The 17,202-nt window shown below is 70.2% G+C and carries 15 protein-coding genes; 9 read left to right on the top strand and 6 right to left on the bottom strand.

Annotated features, from left to right (window positions below; all coding sequences use genetic code 11):
* Positions 1-45: 45 nt before the first annotated feature.
* Both ACFV9G_RS11130 and ACFV9G_RS11135 read left to right on the top strand, forming a co-directional pair.
* On the top strand, positions 46-1,890 hold the full coding sequence (locus tag ACFV9G_RS11130) for a sensor histidine kinase (RefSeq protein ID WP_378727541.1): 1,845 nt from the start codon (positions 46-48) through the stop codon (positions 1,888-1,890).
* A gap of 173 nt (positions 1,891-2,063) precedes the next feature.
* Entirely contained in the window at positions 2,064-3,833 is a 1,770-nt protein-coding gene (locus tag ACFV9G_RS11135) for a sensor histidine kinase (protein WP_378727542.1), read from the top strand.
* A 102-nt stretch (positions 3,834-3,935) separates the two neighbouring features.
* On the opposite strand, the gene ACFV9G_RS11140 is transcribed toward ACFV9G_RS11135, so the two are convergent.
* The gene (locus tag ACFV9G_RS11140) at positions 3,936-5,285 is read right to left on the bottom strand and encodes a dipeptidase (protein WP_378727543.1); all 1,350 of its coding nucleotides are present in this window, start codon (positions 5,283-5,285) and stop codon (positions 3,936-3,938) included.
* Positions 5,286-5,294: 9 nt separating this feature from the next.
* A complete protein-coding gene (locus ACFV9G_RS11145) occupies positions 5,295-5,651 on the bottom strand; it encodes a sterol carrier family protein (RefSeq protein WP_378727544.1) in 357 nt (118 codons plus the stop codon).
* Positions 5,652-5,714: 63 nt separating this feature from the next.
* Here ACFV9G_RS11145 and ACFV9G_RS11150 point away from each other — a divergent pair, with 63 nt between their 5' ends.
* Genes ACFV9G_RS11150 through ACFV9G_RS11160 form a run of 3 tightly spaced genes read left to right on the top strand, consistent with a single transcriptional unit; the run spans position 5,715 to position 7,788 of the window.
* Positions 5,715-6,440: a hypothetical protein gene (locus ACFV9G_RS11150; RefSeq protein ID WP_378727545.1), complete on the top strand. Its 726-nt coding sequence runs from the start codon at positions 5,715-5,717 to the stop codon at positions 6,438-6,440.
* 10 nt (positions 6,441-6,450) lie between these two features.
* Positions 6,451-7,227, top strand: coding sequence for a serine hydrolase (locus ACFV9G_RS11155; RefSeq protein ID WP_378727546.1), 777 nt, complete (start codon positions 6,451-6,453; stop codon positions 7,225-7,227).
* Between the two features lie 9 nt (positions 7,228-7,236).
* Positions 7,237-7,788: a GNAT family N-acetyltransferase gene (locus tag ACFV9G_RS11160; protein ID WP_378727547.1), complete on the top strand. Its 552-nt coding sequence runs from the start codon at positions 7,237-7,239 to the stop codon at positions 7,786-7,788.
* On the opposite strand, the gene ACFV9G_RS11165 is transcribed toward ACFV9G_RS11160, so the two are convergent.
* Positions 7,777-8,724 carry a helix-turn-helix transcriptional regulator gene (locus ACFV9G_RS11165; protein ID WP_378727548.1) on the bottom strand — a complete coding sequence of 316 codons (948 nt, stop codon included), beginning with the start codon at positions 8,722-8,724 and terminating at the stop codon, positions 7,777-7,779. The genes ACFV9G_RS11160 and ACFV9G_RS11165 overlap by 12 nt on opposite strands.
* 213 nt (positions 8,725-8,937) lie before the next feature.
* On the opposite strand from ACFV9G_RS11165, the gene ACFV9G_RS11170 reads away from it, so the two are divergent.
* Genes ACFV9G_RS11170 through ACFV9G_RS11180 form a run of 3 tightly spaced genes read left to right on the top strand, consistent with a single transcriptional unit; the run spans position 8,938 to position 12,317 of the window.
* Positions 8,938-9,960: an ATP-binding cassette domain-containing protein gene (locus ACFV9G_RS11170; RefSeq protein ID WP_378727549.1), complete on the top strand. Its 1,023-nt coding sequence runs from the start codon at positions 8,938-8,940 to the stop codon at positions 9,958-9,960.
* Entirely contained in the window at positions 9,957-10,763 is an 807-nt protein-coding gene (locus tag ACFV9G_RS11175; protein WP_378727550.1) for an ABC transporter permease, read from the top strand. Before ACFV9G_RS11170 ends, ACFV9G_RS11175 begins: the two co-directional genes overlap by 4 nt.
* Before the next feature lie 54 nt (positions 10,764-10,817).
* Positions 10,818-12,317 (top strand): DHA2 family efflux MFS transporter permease subunit, encoded by a 1,500-nt coding sequence (locus ACFV9G_RS11180; protein WP_378727551.1) that lies wholly within the window; start codon positions 10,818-10,820, stop codon positions 12,315-12,317.
* Positions 12,318-12,321: 4 nt separating this feature from the next.
* Here the strand turns inward: ACFV9G_RS11180 and ACFV9G_RS11185 are convergent, their stop codons facing one another.
* Together ACFV9G_RS11185 and ACFV9G_RS11190 are read right to left on the bottom strand one after the other, a co-directional pair.
* On the bottom strand, positions 12,322-13,362 hold the full coding sequence (locus ACFV9G_RS11185; RefSeq protein WP_378727552.1) for a CAP domain-containing protein: 1,041 nt from the start codon (positions 13,360-13,362) through the stop codon (positions 12,322-12,324).
* A 20-nt stretch (positions 13,363-13,382) separates the two neighbouring features.
* Positions 13,383-14,114 (bottom strand): TetR/AcrR family transcriptional regulator, encoded by a 732-nt coding sequence (locus ACFV9G_RS11190; protein WP_378727553.1) that lies wholly within the window; start codon positions 14,112-14,114, stop codon positions 13,383-13,385.
* A 103-nt stretch (positions 14,115-14,217) separates the two neighbouring features.
* On the opposite strand from ACFV9G_RS11190, the gene ACFV9G_RS11195 reads away from it, so the two are divergent.
* Positions 14,218-14,976 carry a DUF2306 domain-containing protein gene (locus ACFV9G_RS11195; RefSeq protein ID WP_378727554.1) on the top strand — a complete coding sequence of 253 codons (759 nt, stop codon included), beginning with the start codon at positions 14,218-14,220 and terminating at the stop codon, positions 14,974-14,976.
* Here ACFV9G_RS11195 and purL read toward each other — a convergent pair.
* A complete protein-coding gene (gene purL / locus ACFV9G_RS11200) occupies positions 14,895-17,183 on the bottom strand; it encodes a phosphoribosylformylglycinamidine synthase subunit PurL (RefSeq protein ID WP_378727555.1) in 2,289 nt (762 codons plus the stop codon). The two genes, ACFV9G_RS11195 and purL, sit on opposite strands and share 82 nt — an antisense overlap.
* Positions 17,184-17,202 lie beyond the last annotated feature (19 nt).

Consider the following 17,202-nt stretch of genomic DNA (forward strand, 5'->3'; position numbering starts at 1 on the left):
TTACGCAACGGGAACGGGTTGCATTTTCATCTCGGCGGAGAACTCATGACCAGTACGCCCTCAGAGGGTCCGGACGCGCCCAGCGGCGCCTCCGAGGCGTACCCGAGCCCGGATCCCGGTCTGCAGCTGATCGCGGAGGGGGTCACCGAGCTCGTCGGCTTCGGCGCCGCCGTGATCAACATCCGCCGAGGTGACGAGTTCGAGATCGTCGCGGCGTACGGGGACGAGACCGGCCACACCGTCGAGGGCGAGATGACCGTCGCCGAGATGCTCGGCACCCGGTTCCCGGTCTCGGTGGTCACCGACCTGCTGGACATGTCCGTGGACTGGGGCGACATCAAGTTCGTCCCCCACGAGAAGAACACCATCGGCGAGGCGGAGGGCTACTGGGTCCCCGACACCGACGAGGACATCCTGAAGGACCCGCAGGACTGGCACCGGCTCGACGAGCTCCTGGCGCCCTTCTACGACGAGAACGGGGAGCTCGTCGGCGTACTGTCGATCGACCGTCCGACCAACGGGCGCAGGCCCGGCCGGCGCCAGCAGCGGATCCTCAACCGGTTCGCCCGCCAGGCGAGGCGAACCGTGCTGCTGACCCTGCAGCGCGAATACCTCGAGGAGCGGGCCAACAACCTGCTCGAGGCCCAGAGCTTCCTGCGCGAGGCCAACTCCCAGCTCGGTCTCACCGAGGTGCTCGAGGTCACCCAGGAGGCGATGAGCCGGGGTCTCGACGCCGATGGCCTCTACGTGCAGGCTCAGGACGGCGAGGGCGGGTCCGTCGCCTATGCCTCCCCCGGCCTCGGCTGGAACGCCAACGACAGCAACCACATCGCCGCAGGACAGGCCTACCAGGCCACCCGGCTGTGGAACGCGGGCCAGCACGCCATCGTCAACCGCGAGCTGCTCCGGCACGCGCTGCAACAGGGCAGCGCGGAGCGGAGGATGTTCGCCAGGCTCGGCCTCGAGTTCCTCGACGCGGTGGAGGCGGACTCGCTCCTGGTCGTACCGATCGGGGTCGAGACCACCGCGCTGGGTCATCTGGTGCTGGTGCGTGGCTCGGGCCGGCCGCGCTGGACCGATGCCGAGGGGCGCCTCGCGATGGAGTTCGGTCGCGACTTCGGGCGCATCGTGCTCACCTCCAACGCCTACACCCAGGAGCGTGACCTCGCCCAGCGGCTCGCCACCGCCGACAAGGTGCACAGCCGGCTCATCGAGGCCGTCGCGCAGGAGCTGCACAACCCGCTGAGCGCCCTCACCACCGGCATCGACGCGATGCGTCACGAGGACCGCGGATCGCCGACCTGGTTCCAGCAGGTCGGCAACCTGATCAGCCGATCCGACCAGCTGGTCGCGATGGTCGACGACCTGCTGCTGTTCTCCCGCTTCTCCGACCCCTCGTCGCGGCCGGCGCTGGCCCACGTCGACCTGACGTCCCTTCTGCAGGAGATCTTCGAGCAGAGGACGTACGAGTCCGAGAAGCGTGGCATCGAGGTGAGCATCGACGTGCCCTCGCGCAGCGTCTACGTGCTGGGCGACCGCAGCGAGATCAAGGCGGCGATCCTCCGGCTGGTCGACAACGCGCTCGTCTACACCCACCGCGGCGGCCACATCCGGCTCTACATCGTGGAGAGCGCGAGCGAGGCGGCCATCTCGGTGACCGACAACGGCGTCGGCATCCCCGCGGCGGAGCAGATCCAGGTCTTCACCGAGTTCTACCGCGGGTCGAGCCAGGCGATCGGTGGCCGGAAGGGCGTCGGCCTCGGGCTCAGCATCGTCGACCGGGTCGCGCGCCGCCATGACGGCCGCGTCACGCTGCGCTCGGAGCCCGGCACCGGCACCCGCGTATCCCTCGTCCTTCCGTTGGCCAACGACGCCACCTCGCTTGGTTAACCAAACGTCACAATCTGGTCGAGACGGACGCCTACGGCTGCACAGCGCGCGTGTTTCGTGCAACACTCCGTGGTGCCCAGGTCCTCAGGACTGCCACGCAGTTGCAACACCCGCCCTGACCGACCTACCTGAGAGCAAGGATGCCCCCACCACAGTCAGTCGATGCCCTCGACGTGCCTGCGAGCACGCCGAGCAGGACGTCGCTGCCGGTGGCAGATCCCGCGCTGCAGATGATCTCCGAAGGCATCTGCGAGCTGCTCGGTTTCGGCATCTCCGCGATCAACGTCGTCCGCGGCGACGAGCTCGAGGTGGTCGCGGTCCACGGCTTCATCAGCGGCCTGAACTCGCACGGGCGCCGGGAGACGGCTGACGAGATCCTCGGCACCCGGTGGGCCCTCTCCGACCTGCGCGACAACCTCTCCCGCGGCGAGAACTGGGGCGCCTGGCGGTTCATCCCCCAGGAGCGGGTGAACCTTCACGAGGGCAGCTGGGTCTCGACGACCAACATGATCGACGCCGCCGACGCGTGGCACCCCCACGACATGCTGATCGCGCCGATCCTCGGTGACGACGGCTCCATCCAGGGCTGCCTCTCGGTGGACATGCCGGTCAGCGGCCGCCGGCCCGACTTCACCCAGCGCCGAGTGCTCAACCGGTTCGCGAAGCGCGCTCAGCGGGTCGTGCGCGGCTACCTCGAGCGCGAGCGGCTCTACGAGCGCGCCGCGAACCTGGAGACCGCCAAGGAGTTCCTGCGCGACGCCAGCTCCAAGCTCAGCCTCGCCGACGTGCTCGACACCAGCCACGACGCGCTGATCCGCGGCCTGGGTGCCGACGGGATCTGGATGGCGACCAAGGGCTCCCACAACGAGATGGTCGTGCACGCGACCCCGGGCCTCAACTGGGACCCCGACCCGGGCCTGGCCTCGCTCACCTCGCGGAACAGCTCCCGATACTGGGCGGACGGCACCTACTCGATCCTGAGCCGCGAGCGGATCACCGACTCCTCGGAGTGGAACGAGCAGGCCGCCGTCGTGAACGAGTTCTTCGAGACTCTGGGAGCGGCCAGCGCCCTGGTCGTTCCGGTCGGCGCCGACCACGAGTGGCTCGGCCACATCGTCCTGCTCCGCTCCCCGGGGCGGCCCACGTGGACCGACGCGGAGGGCCGGCTGGCGCTGGAGCTGGGCCGCGACTTCGGACGCATCGTGCTCACCGCCAACGCCTACACGCAGGAGCGCGACCTCGCCCAGCAGCTCGCCCACGCCGACCGCGAACGGAACCGGCTGATCGAGGCGGTCGCCCGTGAGCTCCGGATCCCGGTCAACGCGCTCGGCACCTCGCTCAACGCGTTGGCCGGCGAGCAGGCCAACACCCTGCCGTGGATCGTCCAGGTGGAGACGCTGACCGTACGCAGCGCCCAGATCGAGGGCATCGTCGGCGACCTGCTGCTCCTGTCCCGGATCCGCGACCCAGCCAACGCCCCCGGCGAGACCACGATCGAGGTCTCCGAGATGCTCGACGACGTGCTCGACGAGCTCGATCCCGACGCAGCCCAGAAGGACATCGAGTGCGTCCTCACGACGCCGACCGGGCCTGCGTACGTCGTCGGTGATCCTCGTGAGCTGCGCGCGGCCTTCCTGCACCTGATCAAGAACGCGCTGACCTACAGCTACCGGGGTTCGCGGGTGCAGCTGATGCTCTACAGCGCCGGCAGCGAGGTCACGATCATCGTCGCCGACGACGGTGTCGGCATCGCCTACGAGGAGCAGCCGGAGGTCTTCGACCCGTTCTACCGAGGCTCCAACTCCGCGCTCGGTGGTTCGCGCGGAGCTGGGCTCGGGCTGACGTTGGTCGAGCAGATCACCAGGCGCCACCACGGGTTGGTCGAGCTCGACTCACGCCCCGGTGAGGGCACCCGGGTGGCGCTGACGCTGCCTGGGGTCTAGGCCGCGGGGCGGATGTTCACCGAGGTAACTCGGTGAGTGCGCGCTGCCTTCGCGGAACTCCACGAAGGCAGCGCCACTCGACCGAGGTGACTCGGTGAACGGTCAGTGGCTCCCGAGCTTCTGGAGCAGCAGCGCCTCGGCGACGACGACGCGTCGGAACTCGGCGAGGTGGAGGCCCTCGTTGGCGCCGTGGGCGCGAGTGTCGGGGTCCTCGACGCCGGTGACCAGCACGCTGGCCTGCGGGAACGCCTCGAGGAACTCCGCGATGAACGGGATCGAGCCGCCCACGCCCATGTCGATCGGGGCGGTGCCGTCCCAGGCCTCGGTGAAAGCGGCACGGGCGGCGTCGTAGGCGGGGCCGGTCGCGTCCAGGGCGATCGGCTCACCGGTGTCGACGACCTTGGTGGTCAGCTCGGCGCCCCACGGGACGTGCTTCTCCAGGTGCTGGGTGAGGGCGGCGACGGCGTTCTCTCCGGAGTCGCCCGGAGCGATCCGGATGGTGACCTTGGCGCGTGCGGTGGGCGAGAGCGTGTTGGAGGCACCGTCGACCTTGGGGGCGTCCAGACCGGTGATCGTGATCGCCGGCTGCGTCCACATCCGCTCGACGGCACTGCCCGTACCGACCCACTGCAGACCATCGATGGCCCCGGACTCGGCACGGAGCCTGTCCTCGGGGTAGTCGACATCCGCCGCCTGCCCGGAGACGAGCCCCTCGACCGCGGGCGCGCCGTTCTCGTCCCAGAGGGAGTTGAGGAGGCGTACGAGGGCCATGATCGCGTCGGGAGCCAGACCGCCCCACATGCCGGAGTGGACCGCGTGACCCAGGGTGCGGAGCTCGACGTCGACGCGGATGAGACCGCGCAGCGACGTGGTCAGCGCCGGGACGCCGATGTCCCAGTTGCCGGAGTCGGCGATCACGATGACGTCGGCCTTCAGCTTGTCCTGGTGCTTCTCCAGCAGCTGGGGCAGCGTGGCCGAGGCGACCTCCTCCTCACCCTCGATGAAGAGGCGCACGGTGACCGGGAGGTCGTCACCCAGGACCCGGACCGCGCCGATGTGGGCCGCGATGCCGGCCTTGTCGTCGGCCGCACCGCGCCCGTAGAGCCGGTCCCCGACCTCGGTGGGCTCGAACGGCGGGGTGTTCCAGTCGGCGTGGTCGTTCTCCGGCTGGACGTCGTGGTGGGCGTAGAGCAGCACCGTCGGGGCACCCTCGGGGCCCTTCTTCTCACCGACGATGGCCGGCGGAGCGCCGTCGAAGGCACGCACGATCTCCACGTCGAAGCCCTCGGCCGCGAAGAGGTCGCGGGTCTTCTCGGCGCTCTTCTCGACCTCGCTCAGGCGCTCAGGGTCGGCGCTCACGGACTCGATCCGCACAAGGTCCTCGAGGTCCTTGCGGATCCCGGGGAAGAGGTCGTCTACACGGGCCTTGATGTCTTCGGTGGAGTGGCTCATAGGGTGAGATTACAAGGGCAGGTACGCCGACAGGTCGGTGCGTTCTCCAGACGCCCTGACCCGGGCCTGATCGACGGCATCCGACCAGGTCATCGCTCCGGTGGCGAGGGCGATCCAGGTGACCGCATCGGTCTCGATCACCGCCGGCGGGGTGCCGCGGGTGTGGCGTACGCCTTCGATGACCTGCGCCGCGGCATAGGGTGGGACGCGCACCTCGACGCTCTTGCCCGGCGCGCGCTGCTCCAGCACGGCGAGGAAGTGCTTGGTCAGGAGCCGTAGGTCGGCCTTGGCGGGCTCCTCGGCGCGTACGCGATCCAGAGCATCGGCCACGTCAGCCGCGGCCGCGGGCTTGAGTCGGGCTGGCACGTCGACACCCTATCTGCGGCGGTTTCCCACCGTGGCGGCACGCGACCACTACGCTCCGGTGACGTGGGACTGGAGAGACTCGAGTCGGAGATGGTGCTGACGACCGTCGAGACGCTGCACGGACGGATCGCGGCACGCTTCCCCGACCGTGGCCTGGTGAAGGTCGCGGAGGAGCTGAGCGGGCTGATCAGGGAGTCCTCCGGCGTCGGGGACCGGCTCCGGCGACGGTTGCTGTGGACGCGCGGGGTCTCCCGCGTGCTGATCCTGGCCGTCCTCGTGCTGACGTTGGTCGCCATCATCTGGGGTCTCGCGACGGCGTTCGGTGACGAGACGCTCACCGGCGTCCAGTGGCTACCGCTGATGGAGAGCACCGTCAACGACCTCATCTTCGCCGCGGTCGCGATCTTCTTCCTCTACACGATCCCGGAGCGCCTGCTGCGGTCGCGGGCGCTGAAGCTGCTGCACCGGCTGCGCTCGCTGGCCCACATCATCGACATGCACCAGCTCACCAAGGACCCCGAGCGGCTGCGTACCGGGTTCACGCCCACCTCGGCCAGCGTCCGGCTCACCCTCGACGCCGACGAGCTGATCCACTATCTGGAGTACTGCTCCGAGCTGCTCAGCCTCGTCGGCAAGACGGCCGCGCTGTGCGCCGAGGACTCCCAGGACAACGTCGTCCTGGACACGGTCAGCACCGTCGAGGGCCTCACCGTCGACCTCTCCCGCAAGATCTGGCAGAAGATCCAGGTCGTCGGCGAGCTGCGCGAGGAGCAGTCGTCCTCTGCCTAGGATCCGTCGCATGAGTTCACGGACGGAGTGGTCGATCCTCGCGGTCGACACGAGCTCCGGTGAGACCCTCGTCGAGTCCGCCCCGGACCTGTTGCTGCCGACCGCCAGCGTCGCCAAGATCTTCCTGCTGCACCATCTCGCCGAGCTGCTCGACGAGGACGCGTCGCTGGGGCAGCTGATGCTGCGCAAGGACAGCGTCGCGCCGGTGGCCGACAGCGGCCTGTGGCAGCATCTCGACGCCCCCGCGCTGACCCTGAACGACTGCGCCCGGCTGGTGGGCGCGGTCTCGGACAACCTGGCCACCAACGTGCTTCTCGGCCACGTCGGCCTCGCTCCGGTCCAGGCCGTCGCGCGTCGGCTGGCCGCGGGCGGGTCGATGCTGAACGACTCGGTCCGGGACGTACGCGGGCCGGAGGACCCACCGATGCTCTCCATCGGCTGTGCCGCCGACTGGGTCGCCTACTTCCGTACGCCACACCCCACCGTCTTGTCCTGGCTGGCGCCGTCCACCGACCTGTCGATGGTCTCCGCCGCGTTCGGCCTGGACCCGCTGGCCCACACCGATCCTGTTCACGACCTGCGGGTGTGGAGCAAGACCGGCACCGACGAGGGTGTCCGCGCCGAGGTCGGACTGCTCGACGTCGGTGGCCGCCAGGCCGCGTACGCGGTCATCTGCCGGTTCCCGGGGGAGGTCATCCCGGTGCTGGCTCAGATGCGGGCGTACGGCACGCTGATCCTGGATGCGTTGCAGGAAACCGACGCTCCAGGCCCCGGTTCGGCACGGTAGGAGATCAGCTTGTTCAGCATCGACCTCGGGAACGGCGCGGAGATGGTCCTGCGTGACCGGTCGACCGACTTCGCCGTCCACCAGCTCATCAACGCCAACCTCGACCACCTCCGGGAGTGGGAGCCGTGGGCGCACGGCAACCAGACCATGCTGAGCGTCGCCGGTTTCGGCACCTACCTGCTGAACCAGTGGGTCAAGGGCGAGGCGGTCCCGTGCGTCATCCGCCAGGACGGCAAGGTCGCCGGCGCCACGACCGCGCGGATCAACCTCTACGAGAAGTCGGCCACGATCGGCTACTGGCTGGGTGAGGCGTACGAGGGCCGCGGCCTGATCACCCGGGCCGTCTCGGCGCTGCTGGACACCCTCTTCGACGAGTACGACATCGCCCGGGCGATCATCGACACCTCCGTCTTCAACAAGCGCAGCCGCGCGGTCGCCGAGCGTCTCGGCTTCACCCACGAGGGCACCATGCGCGGCGCGCAGGCCTATCCGGGCGAGCGCCGGGACCTGGTGGTCTACGGGCTCCTGCGCGAGGAGTGGGCGGCCCGCTCAGGCAGATGAGCGGACGAAACGCTGCCCCGCCTGCTTGACCAGCTCGGCCAGCTCGGCGGGCTGCTCGACCGTGAAGTCGGCCTCGACGCCGGCGAGGATCATCATGGGCCAGCCCAGATCGTCGGCGTGCATGCGCAGCCGGCAGCCACCTTCGGCGGGCTCGACCTCGCCCCAGCGTCCCACCCGCTGCGCGACCACCTCGGGCTCGACGCCGAAGTGGACGCAGATCTCATGGGCTGCGGGGCGGGAGCGGATGCCCGCCTGCACGTACGCGGCCGCGTCCCCGCCCGGGATCTCCCGCGGGCGGAACACCTGACCGGTGGTCGTCGGGTCGCTGACCCGGTCGACACGGAAGGATCGCCAGTCCTGGCGGACCCGGTCGTAGGCGAGGAGATACCAGCGGTTGCCGAGCGTCACCAGCCGGTGTGGCTCCACGCGCCGCCGGGTCGGCTCGGCCTCGGGCGCCTGGTAGGTGAACGTCAGCGCCTCGTCGTCGCGGCAGGCCTGCGCCAGGATCCCGAGCACACCCGCGTCCAGCGGGACCCGGCCGCCCCAGGGGAGGGAGTCGGTCTGCGAGGTGACTGCGTCCATCCGCCGCCGCAGCCGCGGTGGCATCAGCGCGACGACCTTCCCCAGCGCCTGGGCCGAGGTGTCCCCCATCCCGGCGACCAGGCCGGCAGCGGCGGTGCGCAGCCCGACGGCGATCGCGACCGCCTCCTCGTCGTCGAGCAGCAACGGCGGCAGCGCGTTGCCGGCCCGGAGCTGGTAGCCCCCGGCCACCCCGCGGGTGGCGTCCACGTCGTAGCCGAGATCGCGCAGCCGCTCGATGTCCCGCCGCAACGTACGGTCGCTGACCTCGAGGCGTACGGACAGCTCCGTGCCGGGCCAGAAACGGTGGGTCTGCAGCAGGGAGAGGAGCTGCAGCATCCGGGCGCTCGTGCTCATGAATCCGACCCTAAGCGTGATTGCGGCCAGGTCGTGACCTGATTCGCACATGAACTGAAACGAGACCGCGCGTCGGGGGGCTCGCCCCCTCCTCGAGCCGACCGACGCCGCGCTAGCTCTCTCTTACCCACTCGCGGGACTTCTAAACCGGATCCCGGAAGAAAGTTTCGAAAGCGGACAGAAGCTGACCGCATGACGTCAGAGGCTGGAGGCATGACGAACCACAGCAACCAGCGGCCGGTGATCCGCACTCAGGCGCTGACCAGGCACTTCACCCGAAGCAAGAAGACCGTCGAAGCCGTACGCGGGCTCGATCTGGAGATCCACCAAGGTGAGCTCGTCGCCTTCCTCGGTCCCAACGGAGCCGGCAAGTCGACGACCCTGCGGATGCTGACCACCCTCATCCCGCCCACCTCCGGCACCGCCGAGGTCGCCGGCCACGACGTCGTCCGCTCCCGCGCGGCCGTCCGGCGCTCGATCGGCTACGTCGGTCAGGGCAACGCCGCGGCCTTCGTCCAGCGTGGCCGCGACGAGCTGATGTCCCAGGCCCGCGCCCACGGCATCCCGCGAGCCGCCGCGAAGGCGCGCATCGAGGAGCTGCTCGTGGCCTTCGACCTCCAGGAGTACGCCGACCGAGCCGTGCAGACGCTCAGCGGGGGCCAGCGGCGGCGACTCGACATCGCGATCGGGCTGCTCAACCACCCCGAGGTGCTGTTCCTCGACGAGCCCTCGACCGGCCTCGATCCGCAGAACCGCGCCAACCTGCAGGAGCAGATCCGCCGCCTCCACGAGGGCGGCACCACGATCGTCCTCACCACCCACTACCTCGAGGAGGCGGACGCACTCGCCGGACGGGTGATCGTCATCGACCACGGCGTGGTGATCGCCGACGACACCGCCACCCGCCTCAAGGAGCGGCTCGGCGACCTGGTGCTCCTCGGCTTCGACAGCGAGGCCGACGCCGCGACCGCGGCCGCTCGCGCCGAGTCGTCGCTGACCGGTCCCACCCTCATCGAGCGCATCGGGACGCAGGTGTCGATCCGCACGCCGCGCGGCGCCGACAGCGCCCCGGCGATGGCGATCGACCTGGCCGCCCACGGCACGCCCGCGATCCGGATGGAGGTCCACGCCCCCACCCTCGACGACGTCTTCCTCGACCTGACCGGCCGCAGCCTGCGCGAGTCGGCCGAGTCCACCCACACCGCCACCACCCAGACCGAAGGAGCAGCAGCATGACCACTCTCACCGTCCCCGCCACACAGGTCCGCCACGCCTCCCGCGTCCCGAGCCGCTCGACCGGGTTCCTCACCGACACCTGGACCGTGCTGCTCCGCGAGCTCACACCCAAGCTGCGTCAGCCGGCCTCCATGCTGTTCGCGATGGTGCAGCCGCTGGTCTTCCTCGGCCTCTTCGCCCCGCTCCTGCCCGACGTCGAGACCGGCAGCGCGCTGCAGTGGTTCGTGCCGGGCATCGTCGTGATGACCGCACTCATGGGCGCCTCGATGACCGGCGCCGACCTGACCGCCGAGATCCGCTCCGGCTCCCACGAGCGGCTGCTGGTCTCGCCCCTGTCGAGGCCGTCCCTGCTGGTCGGACGGGCCCTGAAGGAGGTCGTGCCGGTCCTGTTCCAGACGGTCGTCATCCTCGCCGTGGTGACCCCGTTCAGCTTCGACCTCCACCTCGGCGGGGTCCTGGTCGGAGCCGTCATCGTCTCGCTCTTCGCGATCGGTCTGGGCGCGCTCAGCTTCGCGCTGGCCACCGCCGCGAAGGAGCAGGACTGGGTGTTCTGGACGGTCCAGCAGATGCTGATCTTCCCGCTGCTGCTCCTCTCCGGCGTCCTGCTCCCCCTCGACGGCGCTCCCGGCTGGCTGCGGTTCCTCAGCGACATCAACCCGATGACGTACGTCGTGGAGGCGGAGCGGGCGCTCTTCGCCGGCCAGTTCCCGGCCGATGTCGTCATCGGCGGCTTCGTCGCGGCCGCTGCCGTCGCGGTGGGCGGGGTGCTCGTCGGCGTACGGACCATGGAGAGGTCGAGCTGAGGTCGAGCCGAAACCCCTTGACCTCAAGTTCACTTTAGCTTCCACACTGGACGCATGACACCCCGACCCCGCACGGCCCCGAGCCCGACAACGATCGTGCTCACCGTCATCGCCGGCACGGTGATGATCCCGATCGACATCACGATCGTCGCGGTAGCGATCGCCCGTCTCTCCCAGGAGACGGGCGCTTCGCTGCCGGTGATCCAATGGGTCGCGACCGGCTACACGCTCGCCCTGGCAACGGTCATCCCGGCCGCGGCCTGGGCGATCAGCCGGTTCGGCGCGCGCCAGGTCTTCCTGACCGCGATCGGGGTCTTCACCATCGGGTCCGGGCTGGTCGCGGCCTCGTGGAACGTCGAGTCGCTGATCGCGTTCCGGGTGCTGCAGGGGCTCGGCGGCGGCTTCGTGATGCCGGCCGCGATGACCCTGACACTGCGCTCGGCCCCACCCGAGGAGCGGGGCCGCCTGATGGCGCTGATGGGCCTGCCGGTGCTGGTCGGGCCCGTCTTCGGACCGGTGCTCGGAGGCTGGCTGCTCGACACGATGTCGTGGCGGTGGATGTTCTTGATCAACCTGCCGCTGGGTGTGCTCGGCCTCGTCCTCGGGATGCGCAACCTTCCGCGCCTGGAGCGCGGCCCGAGCGCCCGCCTGGACGTACGCGGCCTGCTCCTGCTTCCGCCCGCGATGGCACTCCTCGTGCTGGGCACCTCGTTCGCCGAGGGCACCCTGCTCGACGCTCAGGTACTGCTCCCGATCGGGGCCGGGATCATCCTCGTGGCGCTCTTCGTCCGGCACGCGCTCCGCGCCGCGGCTCCTCTGCTGGACATCCGGCTCCTCGGCCGGCGCCTGACCGGCGGCAGCGCCGCGCTGCTGGTCTGCTTCGCCGGCGGCTACTTCGGCTCGATGATCCTGGTGCCGCTCTACTGGCAGGTCGTACGCGGCGAGTCCGCGACCACCGCAGGCCTGCTGATGGCTCCGGCCGGTATCGCGGCCGGGATCATGATCCAGATCTCCGGTCGACTCATCGACCGCTACCCGCCGCTGCCGGTGATCGGCTCGGGCATCGTGGTCTCCACGCTGGGCTTCGGCGCCCTGGCGCTCCAGCTGAGCGCTGACGCACCGATGCTGCAGCTGGCGACGACCCACGCCATCGCGACCGCAGGCGCCGGGTTCGTGATGCTGCCGACCATGACCATCGCGACCCGCTACCTCGAGGACAGCGCCATCCCGGCCGGCTCGACGATGATCAACGTGCTGAACCAGGTCGCCACCGCCCTGTGCACCGCCGGCGTCTCGGTGCTCCTGGCCGCCGCACTCTCCACCCGCCTGCCCGGGCTGGGCAGCGACGGCATCGGTGCGCTCGGCTCCCTCTCGCCCACCGAGCGAGCGGCCGTCGCACCGCTGGCCGCCGAGGCCCTGCAGGTCGCGTTCTGGCTCCCGGTCACGATGATGGCGATCTCGGCCGTGGTCGCGTTCGTCGTCTTCCGGCGTACGCCGTCGGCACGGCAGGCGCCTGCCGACAGCCGTCGGCCCGTCGCCGCGGTCGCTGACTAGATCGTCACCACTGGCGGTTGTCGCCGGGATACGGAGGACCGGGGTTGCCGGGGCGACCGGGGTTCGGGCGCGGGCTCGGGCGCGGGATTTGGCGGCCCGGGTTGGGGTGGCCGGGACCCGCCGGGTGCACCTGGCCCCGGTAGACCGGGCCGCCAGGGTGCGGGCGGACGTGCCGCGCGGGAGGTGCCTCCAGGTCGCGCCGGAGCCGTTCGCGGCGCCGGCGACGAGCCAGCAGGAAGGCGATGAGCAGACCCAGCCCCGAGAGCCCGAGCACCCCGACAGCCATCTCGACGTACCCGATCCCGAACAGCCCGCTGGAGGTGGGAGCCGGACCGTCCGAGGCGTCGCTGAAGGTCACCGGGCCGGCGGTCTCCGAGTCGTCGCCCGCGAGCGCCGACTCGGACTCGGACGGTGACGCCGAGGCCGAGGGCGACGTCGACTTCGACGGCGATGCGGAGGCGGACGGCGTACGCGACGGGGTCGGCGACGCGGTCGCCGACTTCTTGGGCTTCGGGGTCTCACGAGGAGCTTCGGTCGTCGCCGGAGCGGTCGGCGCCGGCGTGGTGGCCTTCGGCTTCGCAGTCGGCCGCACGCCCGGCGGGTACTTCGCGAAGACCTGGACGCCCCAGCTGGTGCCGTCGACCACCACGAAGGCGATCCCGATGTGGGTGTAGTCGCCGAGGATGTTGGCCCGGTGCCCGTCGGAGTTCATCCAGCCCTTGTGCATCTCGGCACCGGTCGGATAGCCCATGGCGACGTTTTCCCCGATCCCCTGCCACCCCTCCGGCACCTGCTCGGCGAGGTCAGGGTTGTGCGAGAGCGCTCCGTCGGCGGCGATCTTGTAGGCCCACTTCCGCGCCAGCCCGTCGAGCGCGGAGTCGCGCGTCAGCGGGCCCAGTCCCGCGTCAGAACGAGCGGTGTTCGCGAGCCGCTTGATCGTCCCGCCCTCCCCCGCGGAGGCCGGACCAGCGCTGACGAGCAGCGCGGCAGCCGCCAGCAGCAGGGCGAGGACATAGGACGCGGGGCGATGCAGGTGGGGGAACATCCCCGCCAGGGTATCTACCTTTACTCAGGAGTGCTGCGCCCGACGTGGCGCTCGATGTGGGCCGCGATCCCAGCCATCAGCAGGCCCTGCCCGAAGGCCGAGGGGTCATCGGAGTCGGATCCCTCGCCCGACTCGGCGGGCCGCCAGGTGGCCATCGACGCCATCAGATGCGGGAAACGCTCCGGATCCGCGTACGTCACGAGCATCTGCTCGAAGGTCGCGAAGGGGTTCTCCGCCAACCGAGCCGCCTCGACCTCGACCCGAGCCTCACCCAGGCCGTACTGGGAGATGATCCCCAGGATCGCCAGCTTCTCCTCCGCGGGCAGAGCCACCTCGCGCAGGTAGTAGAACCCCAGGTCGATCCAGGCGAGCCGGTTCGGCCCCGGGAGCGTGGCGGCGAGCGGCAGGTCCAGGAACCACGGCTTGCTCAGCGCCAGGTCGACCTGCGCACGCATCCAGGCCGCCAGGCCCTCGCGCCAGTCGAGGTCTCGCGGCGGCGCGGGCAGGTCCGCGCAGAGGCGGTCGGCGAGCAGGATGAGCAGCTCGTCCTTGTTCTTCACGTGGCGGTAGAGGGCCATCGGCGAGCAGCCCGCCGCCTCGGCGACCCGGGCCATCGAGACGGCGGCAAGGCCCTGCTCGTCGGCGATGGCGTAGGCGGCCTCGACGATCTGGGCGACGCTCAGCGCCGGCTTGGGGCCGCGCCGGCCGGCCGGAGGCTTGCCCCACAGACGAGGGATCAGTTCGGAACTCATCGCGTCCATCATGCACTGCTCCTTCCAGAAACGGGTTGACCGCCTTCTCTATCTGCGTACCCTATAAACAGTTAACCTCATACGCTATTAGATCGGACGGTTCATGAGCACTTCGACACGACCCCTGGTGCGCCAATGGTGGGTCTTCCCGCTGGCCGCCGCGACGGTGATCTTCCTGGTGACGGCGCTGCCGCGGTATGTCGGCCTGGACCCGTCGCAGTCGCTCGTTCCCACCGACCGCGGCCCGGCGTTCTACCCGGCGCTGGTGATGCACATCTTCTTCGGCTCGGTGATGCTCTGCTGCGGCGTACTCCAGCTGTGGCCGTGGCTTCGCAACAACCACCCGAAGGTGCACCGCTGGACCGGGCGCACCTATGTCATCACCGCGATCCCGACGGGCCTGGCGGCGCTGGTCACCAGCCAGTTCCCCGCCGCCGGACCGTCCCAGCAGGTCGGCAACACGTTCCTAGCCGTGCTGTTCCTGCTGTTCACCGTGCAGGGCTACCGTGCCGCGCGGCAGCGGCGGTTCAAGGACCACCGCGAATGGATGTACCGCAGCTATGCGATGGCGTTCTCGATCGTCGCCAACCGCTTCTGGGGGATGGTGATGATCATGGTCTTCGTGCCCGAGGTCATGACCGGCGCCGACCTCGGCACCGAGGACCCCACCCTCGCCAGCGCCGCCGCGGCCTCGGCCTGGGTCAGCTGGGTCGTGAACCTGCTGATCGCCGAGTGGATCATCCACCGCAAGCCGCGCCGGCGAGCCGACCGCACCGACCGTCAGGCCAGTGCGTCCCGCAGGGTCGAGCGCCAGACGCCGGTGAGCTCCTCGAGCGGGATCTCGACGCTGCCGCCGTCATAGGCAATCGAGTAGGTGGCGCCGCCGGTCACACCGAGCTTCGTCGCCGCCACCCCGTGGCGCTCGGCCAGCGAGGTGAGCCGCTCGACGTCGTCGGCCTTGACGGTGACGAGCGCACGGGCGACCGACTCCGAGAAGAGCGCGACGAACGGGTCGCCGGCGAGCGTGACGGAGACGCCTAGCCCTGCGGACATCGCCGGCTCGGCCAGCGCCTGCATCAGGCCACCGTCGGAGAGGTCGTGGGCGGAGGTGACGAAGCGCGCCTCCAGCAGCAGCTCGGCGAGCGCCTTCTCCGCCGCCAGGTTCACCTTCGGCGGCAGCCCGCCGAGGTGGCCGTGGACGACGTGGGCCCACTCCGAGCCGGAGAGCTCCTCGTGGGTCTCACCGAGGAGGACGACGACCTCGTCGGCCGCCTGGAAGTCCGAAGGCGTACGCGTGGTGACGTCCTCGATCACACCGAGCGTCGCGACCACCGGCGTCGGGTGGATGGCGACCTCGCCGGTCTGGTTGTAGAGGGAGACGTTGCCGCCGGTGACCGGGATGCCGAGCTCGAGGCAGGCGTCCTTCAGACCGCGGGTGGCCTCGGCGAACTGCCACATCACGTCGGGGTCCTCCGGGGAGCCGAAGTTGAGGCAGTCGGAGATGGCCAGCGGCTTGGCACCGACGGAGGCGACGTTGCGGTAGGACTCGGACAGGGCCAGCTGGGCACCGGCGTAGGGGTCCAGCTTGGCGAAGCGACCGTTGGCGTCGGTGGCGAGCGCGACACCGAGGTTGGTCGACTCGTCGACACGGATCATGCCGCCGTCGGCGGGCTGGGAGAGGACGGTGTTGCCGCGCACGTAGCGGTCGTACTGCTCGGTGATCCAGGACTTGTCGCACAGGTTCTCCGAGGCGACCAGCTTCAGAACGGTCTCGCGGAGCTCGTCGGCAGAGGCCGCGCGCGGGAGCTTCTCGGCGACGTCGGCCTGCAGCGCGTCCTGCCACGACGGGCGGGCGTAGGGGCGCTCGTAGACCGGGCCGTCGTGGGCGACGGTGCGCGGGTCGACGTCGACGATCGGCTCGCCGTGCCAGTCGACGCGGAGCCGGCCCTCGCCGGTGACGGTGCCGATCGTGGCGGCTTCGACGTCCCACTTGTCGCAGATGGCCATGAAGGTGGCCTCGTCCTCGGGCGCGATGACGGCCATCATCCGCTCCTGGGACTCGCTCATCAGGATCTCCTCCGGCGCGAGCGTCGAGTCGCGCAGCGGGACCTTGGTCAGCTCGACGTGCATGCCGCCGTCACCGGCGGCGGCGAGCTCGGAGGTGGCGCACGAGATGCCGGCCGCGCCGAAGTCCTGGATGCCGCGCACGATGCCGGCCGCGAAGAGCTCGAGGGTGCACTCGATCAGCAGCTTCTCCATGAACGGGTCGCCGACCTGGACGCTCGGTCGCTTCGCGGGACCGTCCTCGTCGAACTCCACCGAAGCCAGGATGGAGGCGCCGCCGATGCCGTCGCCACCGGTGCGCGCGCCGTACATGATCACCAGGTTGCCAGCGCCCGACGCCTTGGCGAGGTGGAGGTCCTCGTGGCGGAGCACGCCGACACAGAGGGCGTTGACCAGCGGGTTGCCGAGGTAGGAGGCGTCGAAGACGGCCTCGCCGCCGATGTTCGGCAGGCCCAGGCAGTTGCCGTAGTGGCCGACCCCGGAGACGATCCCGGGCAGCACCCGGTGGGTGTCCGGCTCGCTCAGCGGACCGAAGCGGAGCGGGTCCATGACGGCGACCGGCCGCGCGCCCATCGCGAGGATGTCGCGGACGATGCCGCCGACACCGGTCGCGGCGCCCTGGTGCGGCTCGACATAGCTCGGGTGGTTGTGCGACTCGACCTTGAAGGTGACCGCGTAGCCCTGGCCGACGTCGAGCACGCCCGCGTTCTCACCGATGCCGGCGAGCATCTTGCCGGCCGGGGTCTCCTGCGGGATCTCGCCGAACTGCTTCAGGTGCACCTTGGAGGACTTGTAGGAGCAGTGCTCCGACCACATCACCGAGTACATCGCCAGCTCCGCGCCGGTCGGCCGGCGGCCGAGGATGCGCCTGATCTCGGCGTACTCGTCCTCCTTCAGGCCGAGCTCGGCCCAGGGCTGCTCGCGGTCGGGGTCACCGGCAGCGTGGTGCACGGTGTCCAGGAGCGGAAGATCGGACGCAACGGCAGCGGACGAAGTCTCGGTCACGGGCAGAAATCTACGTCAG

Source organism: Nocardioides sp. NPDC059952, assembly GCF_042730435.1.
Classification (GTDB): domain Bacteria; phylum Actinomycetota; class Actinomycetes; order Propionibacteriales; family Nocardioidaceae; genus Nocardioides.

What these genes read in the sequence shown, in the direction of transcription:
- ACFV9G_RS11175 (WP_378727550.1), top strand. Translation starts at nt 9,957, where the DNA reads ATGACCACTCTCACCGTCCCCGCCACACAGGTCCGCCACGCCTCCCGC.
- ACFV9G_RS11170 (WP_378727549.1), top strand. Translation starts at nt 8,938, where the DNA reads ATGACGAACCACAGCAACCAGCGGCCGGTGATCCGCACTCAGGCGCTG.
- ACFV9G_RS11190 (WP_378727553.1), bottom strand. Translation starts at nt 14,114, where the DNA reads ATGAGTTCCGAACTGATCCCTCGTCTGTGGGGCAAGCCTCCGGCCGGC.
- ACFV9G_RS11180 (WP_378727551.1), top strand. Translation starts at nt 10,818, where the DNA reads ATGACACCCCGACCCCGCACGGCCCCGAGCCCGACAACGATCGTGCTC.
- ACFV9G_RS11195 (WP_378727554.1), top strand. Translation starts at nt 14,218, where the DNA reads ATGAGCACTTCGACACGACCCCTGGTGCGCCAATGGTGGGTCTTCCCG.
- ACFV9G_RS11130 (WP_378727541.1), top strand. Translation starts at nt 46, where the DNA reads ATGACCAGTACGCCCTCAGAGGGTCCGGACGCGCCCAGCGGCGCCTCC.
- ACFV9G_RS11155 (WP_378727546.1), top strand. Translation starts at nt 6,451, where the DNA reads ATGAGTTCACGGACGGAGTGGTCGATCCTCGCGGTCGACACGAGCTCC.
- ACFV9G_RS11185 (WP_378727552.1), bottom strand. Translation starts at nt 13,362, where the DNA reads ATGTTCCCCCACCTGCATCGCCCCGCGTCCTATGTCCTCGCCCTGCTG.
- ACFV9G_RS11165 (WP_378727548.1), bottom strand. Translation starts at nt 8,724, where the DNA reads ATGAGCACGAGCGCCCGGATGCTGCAGCTCCTCTCCCTGCTGCAGACC.
- ACFV9G_RS11140 (WP_378727543.1), bottom strand. Translation starts at nt 5,285, where the DNA reads ATGAGCCACTCCACCGAAGACATCAAGGCCCGTGTAGACGACCTCTTC.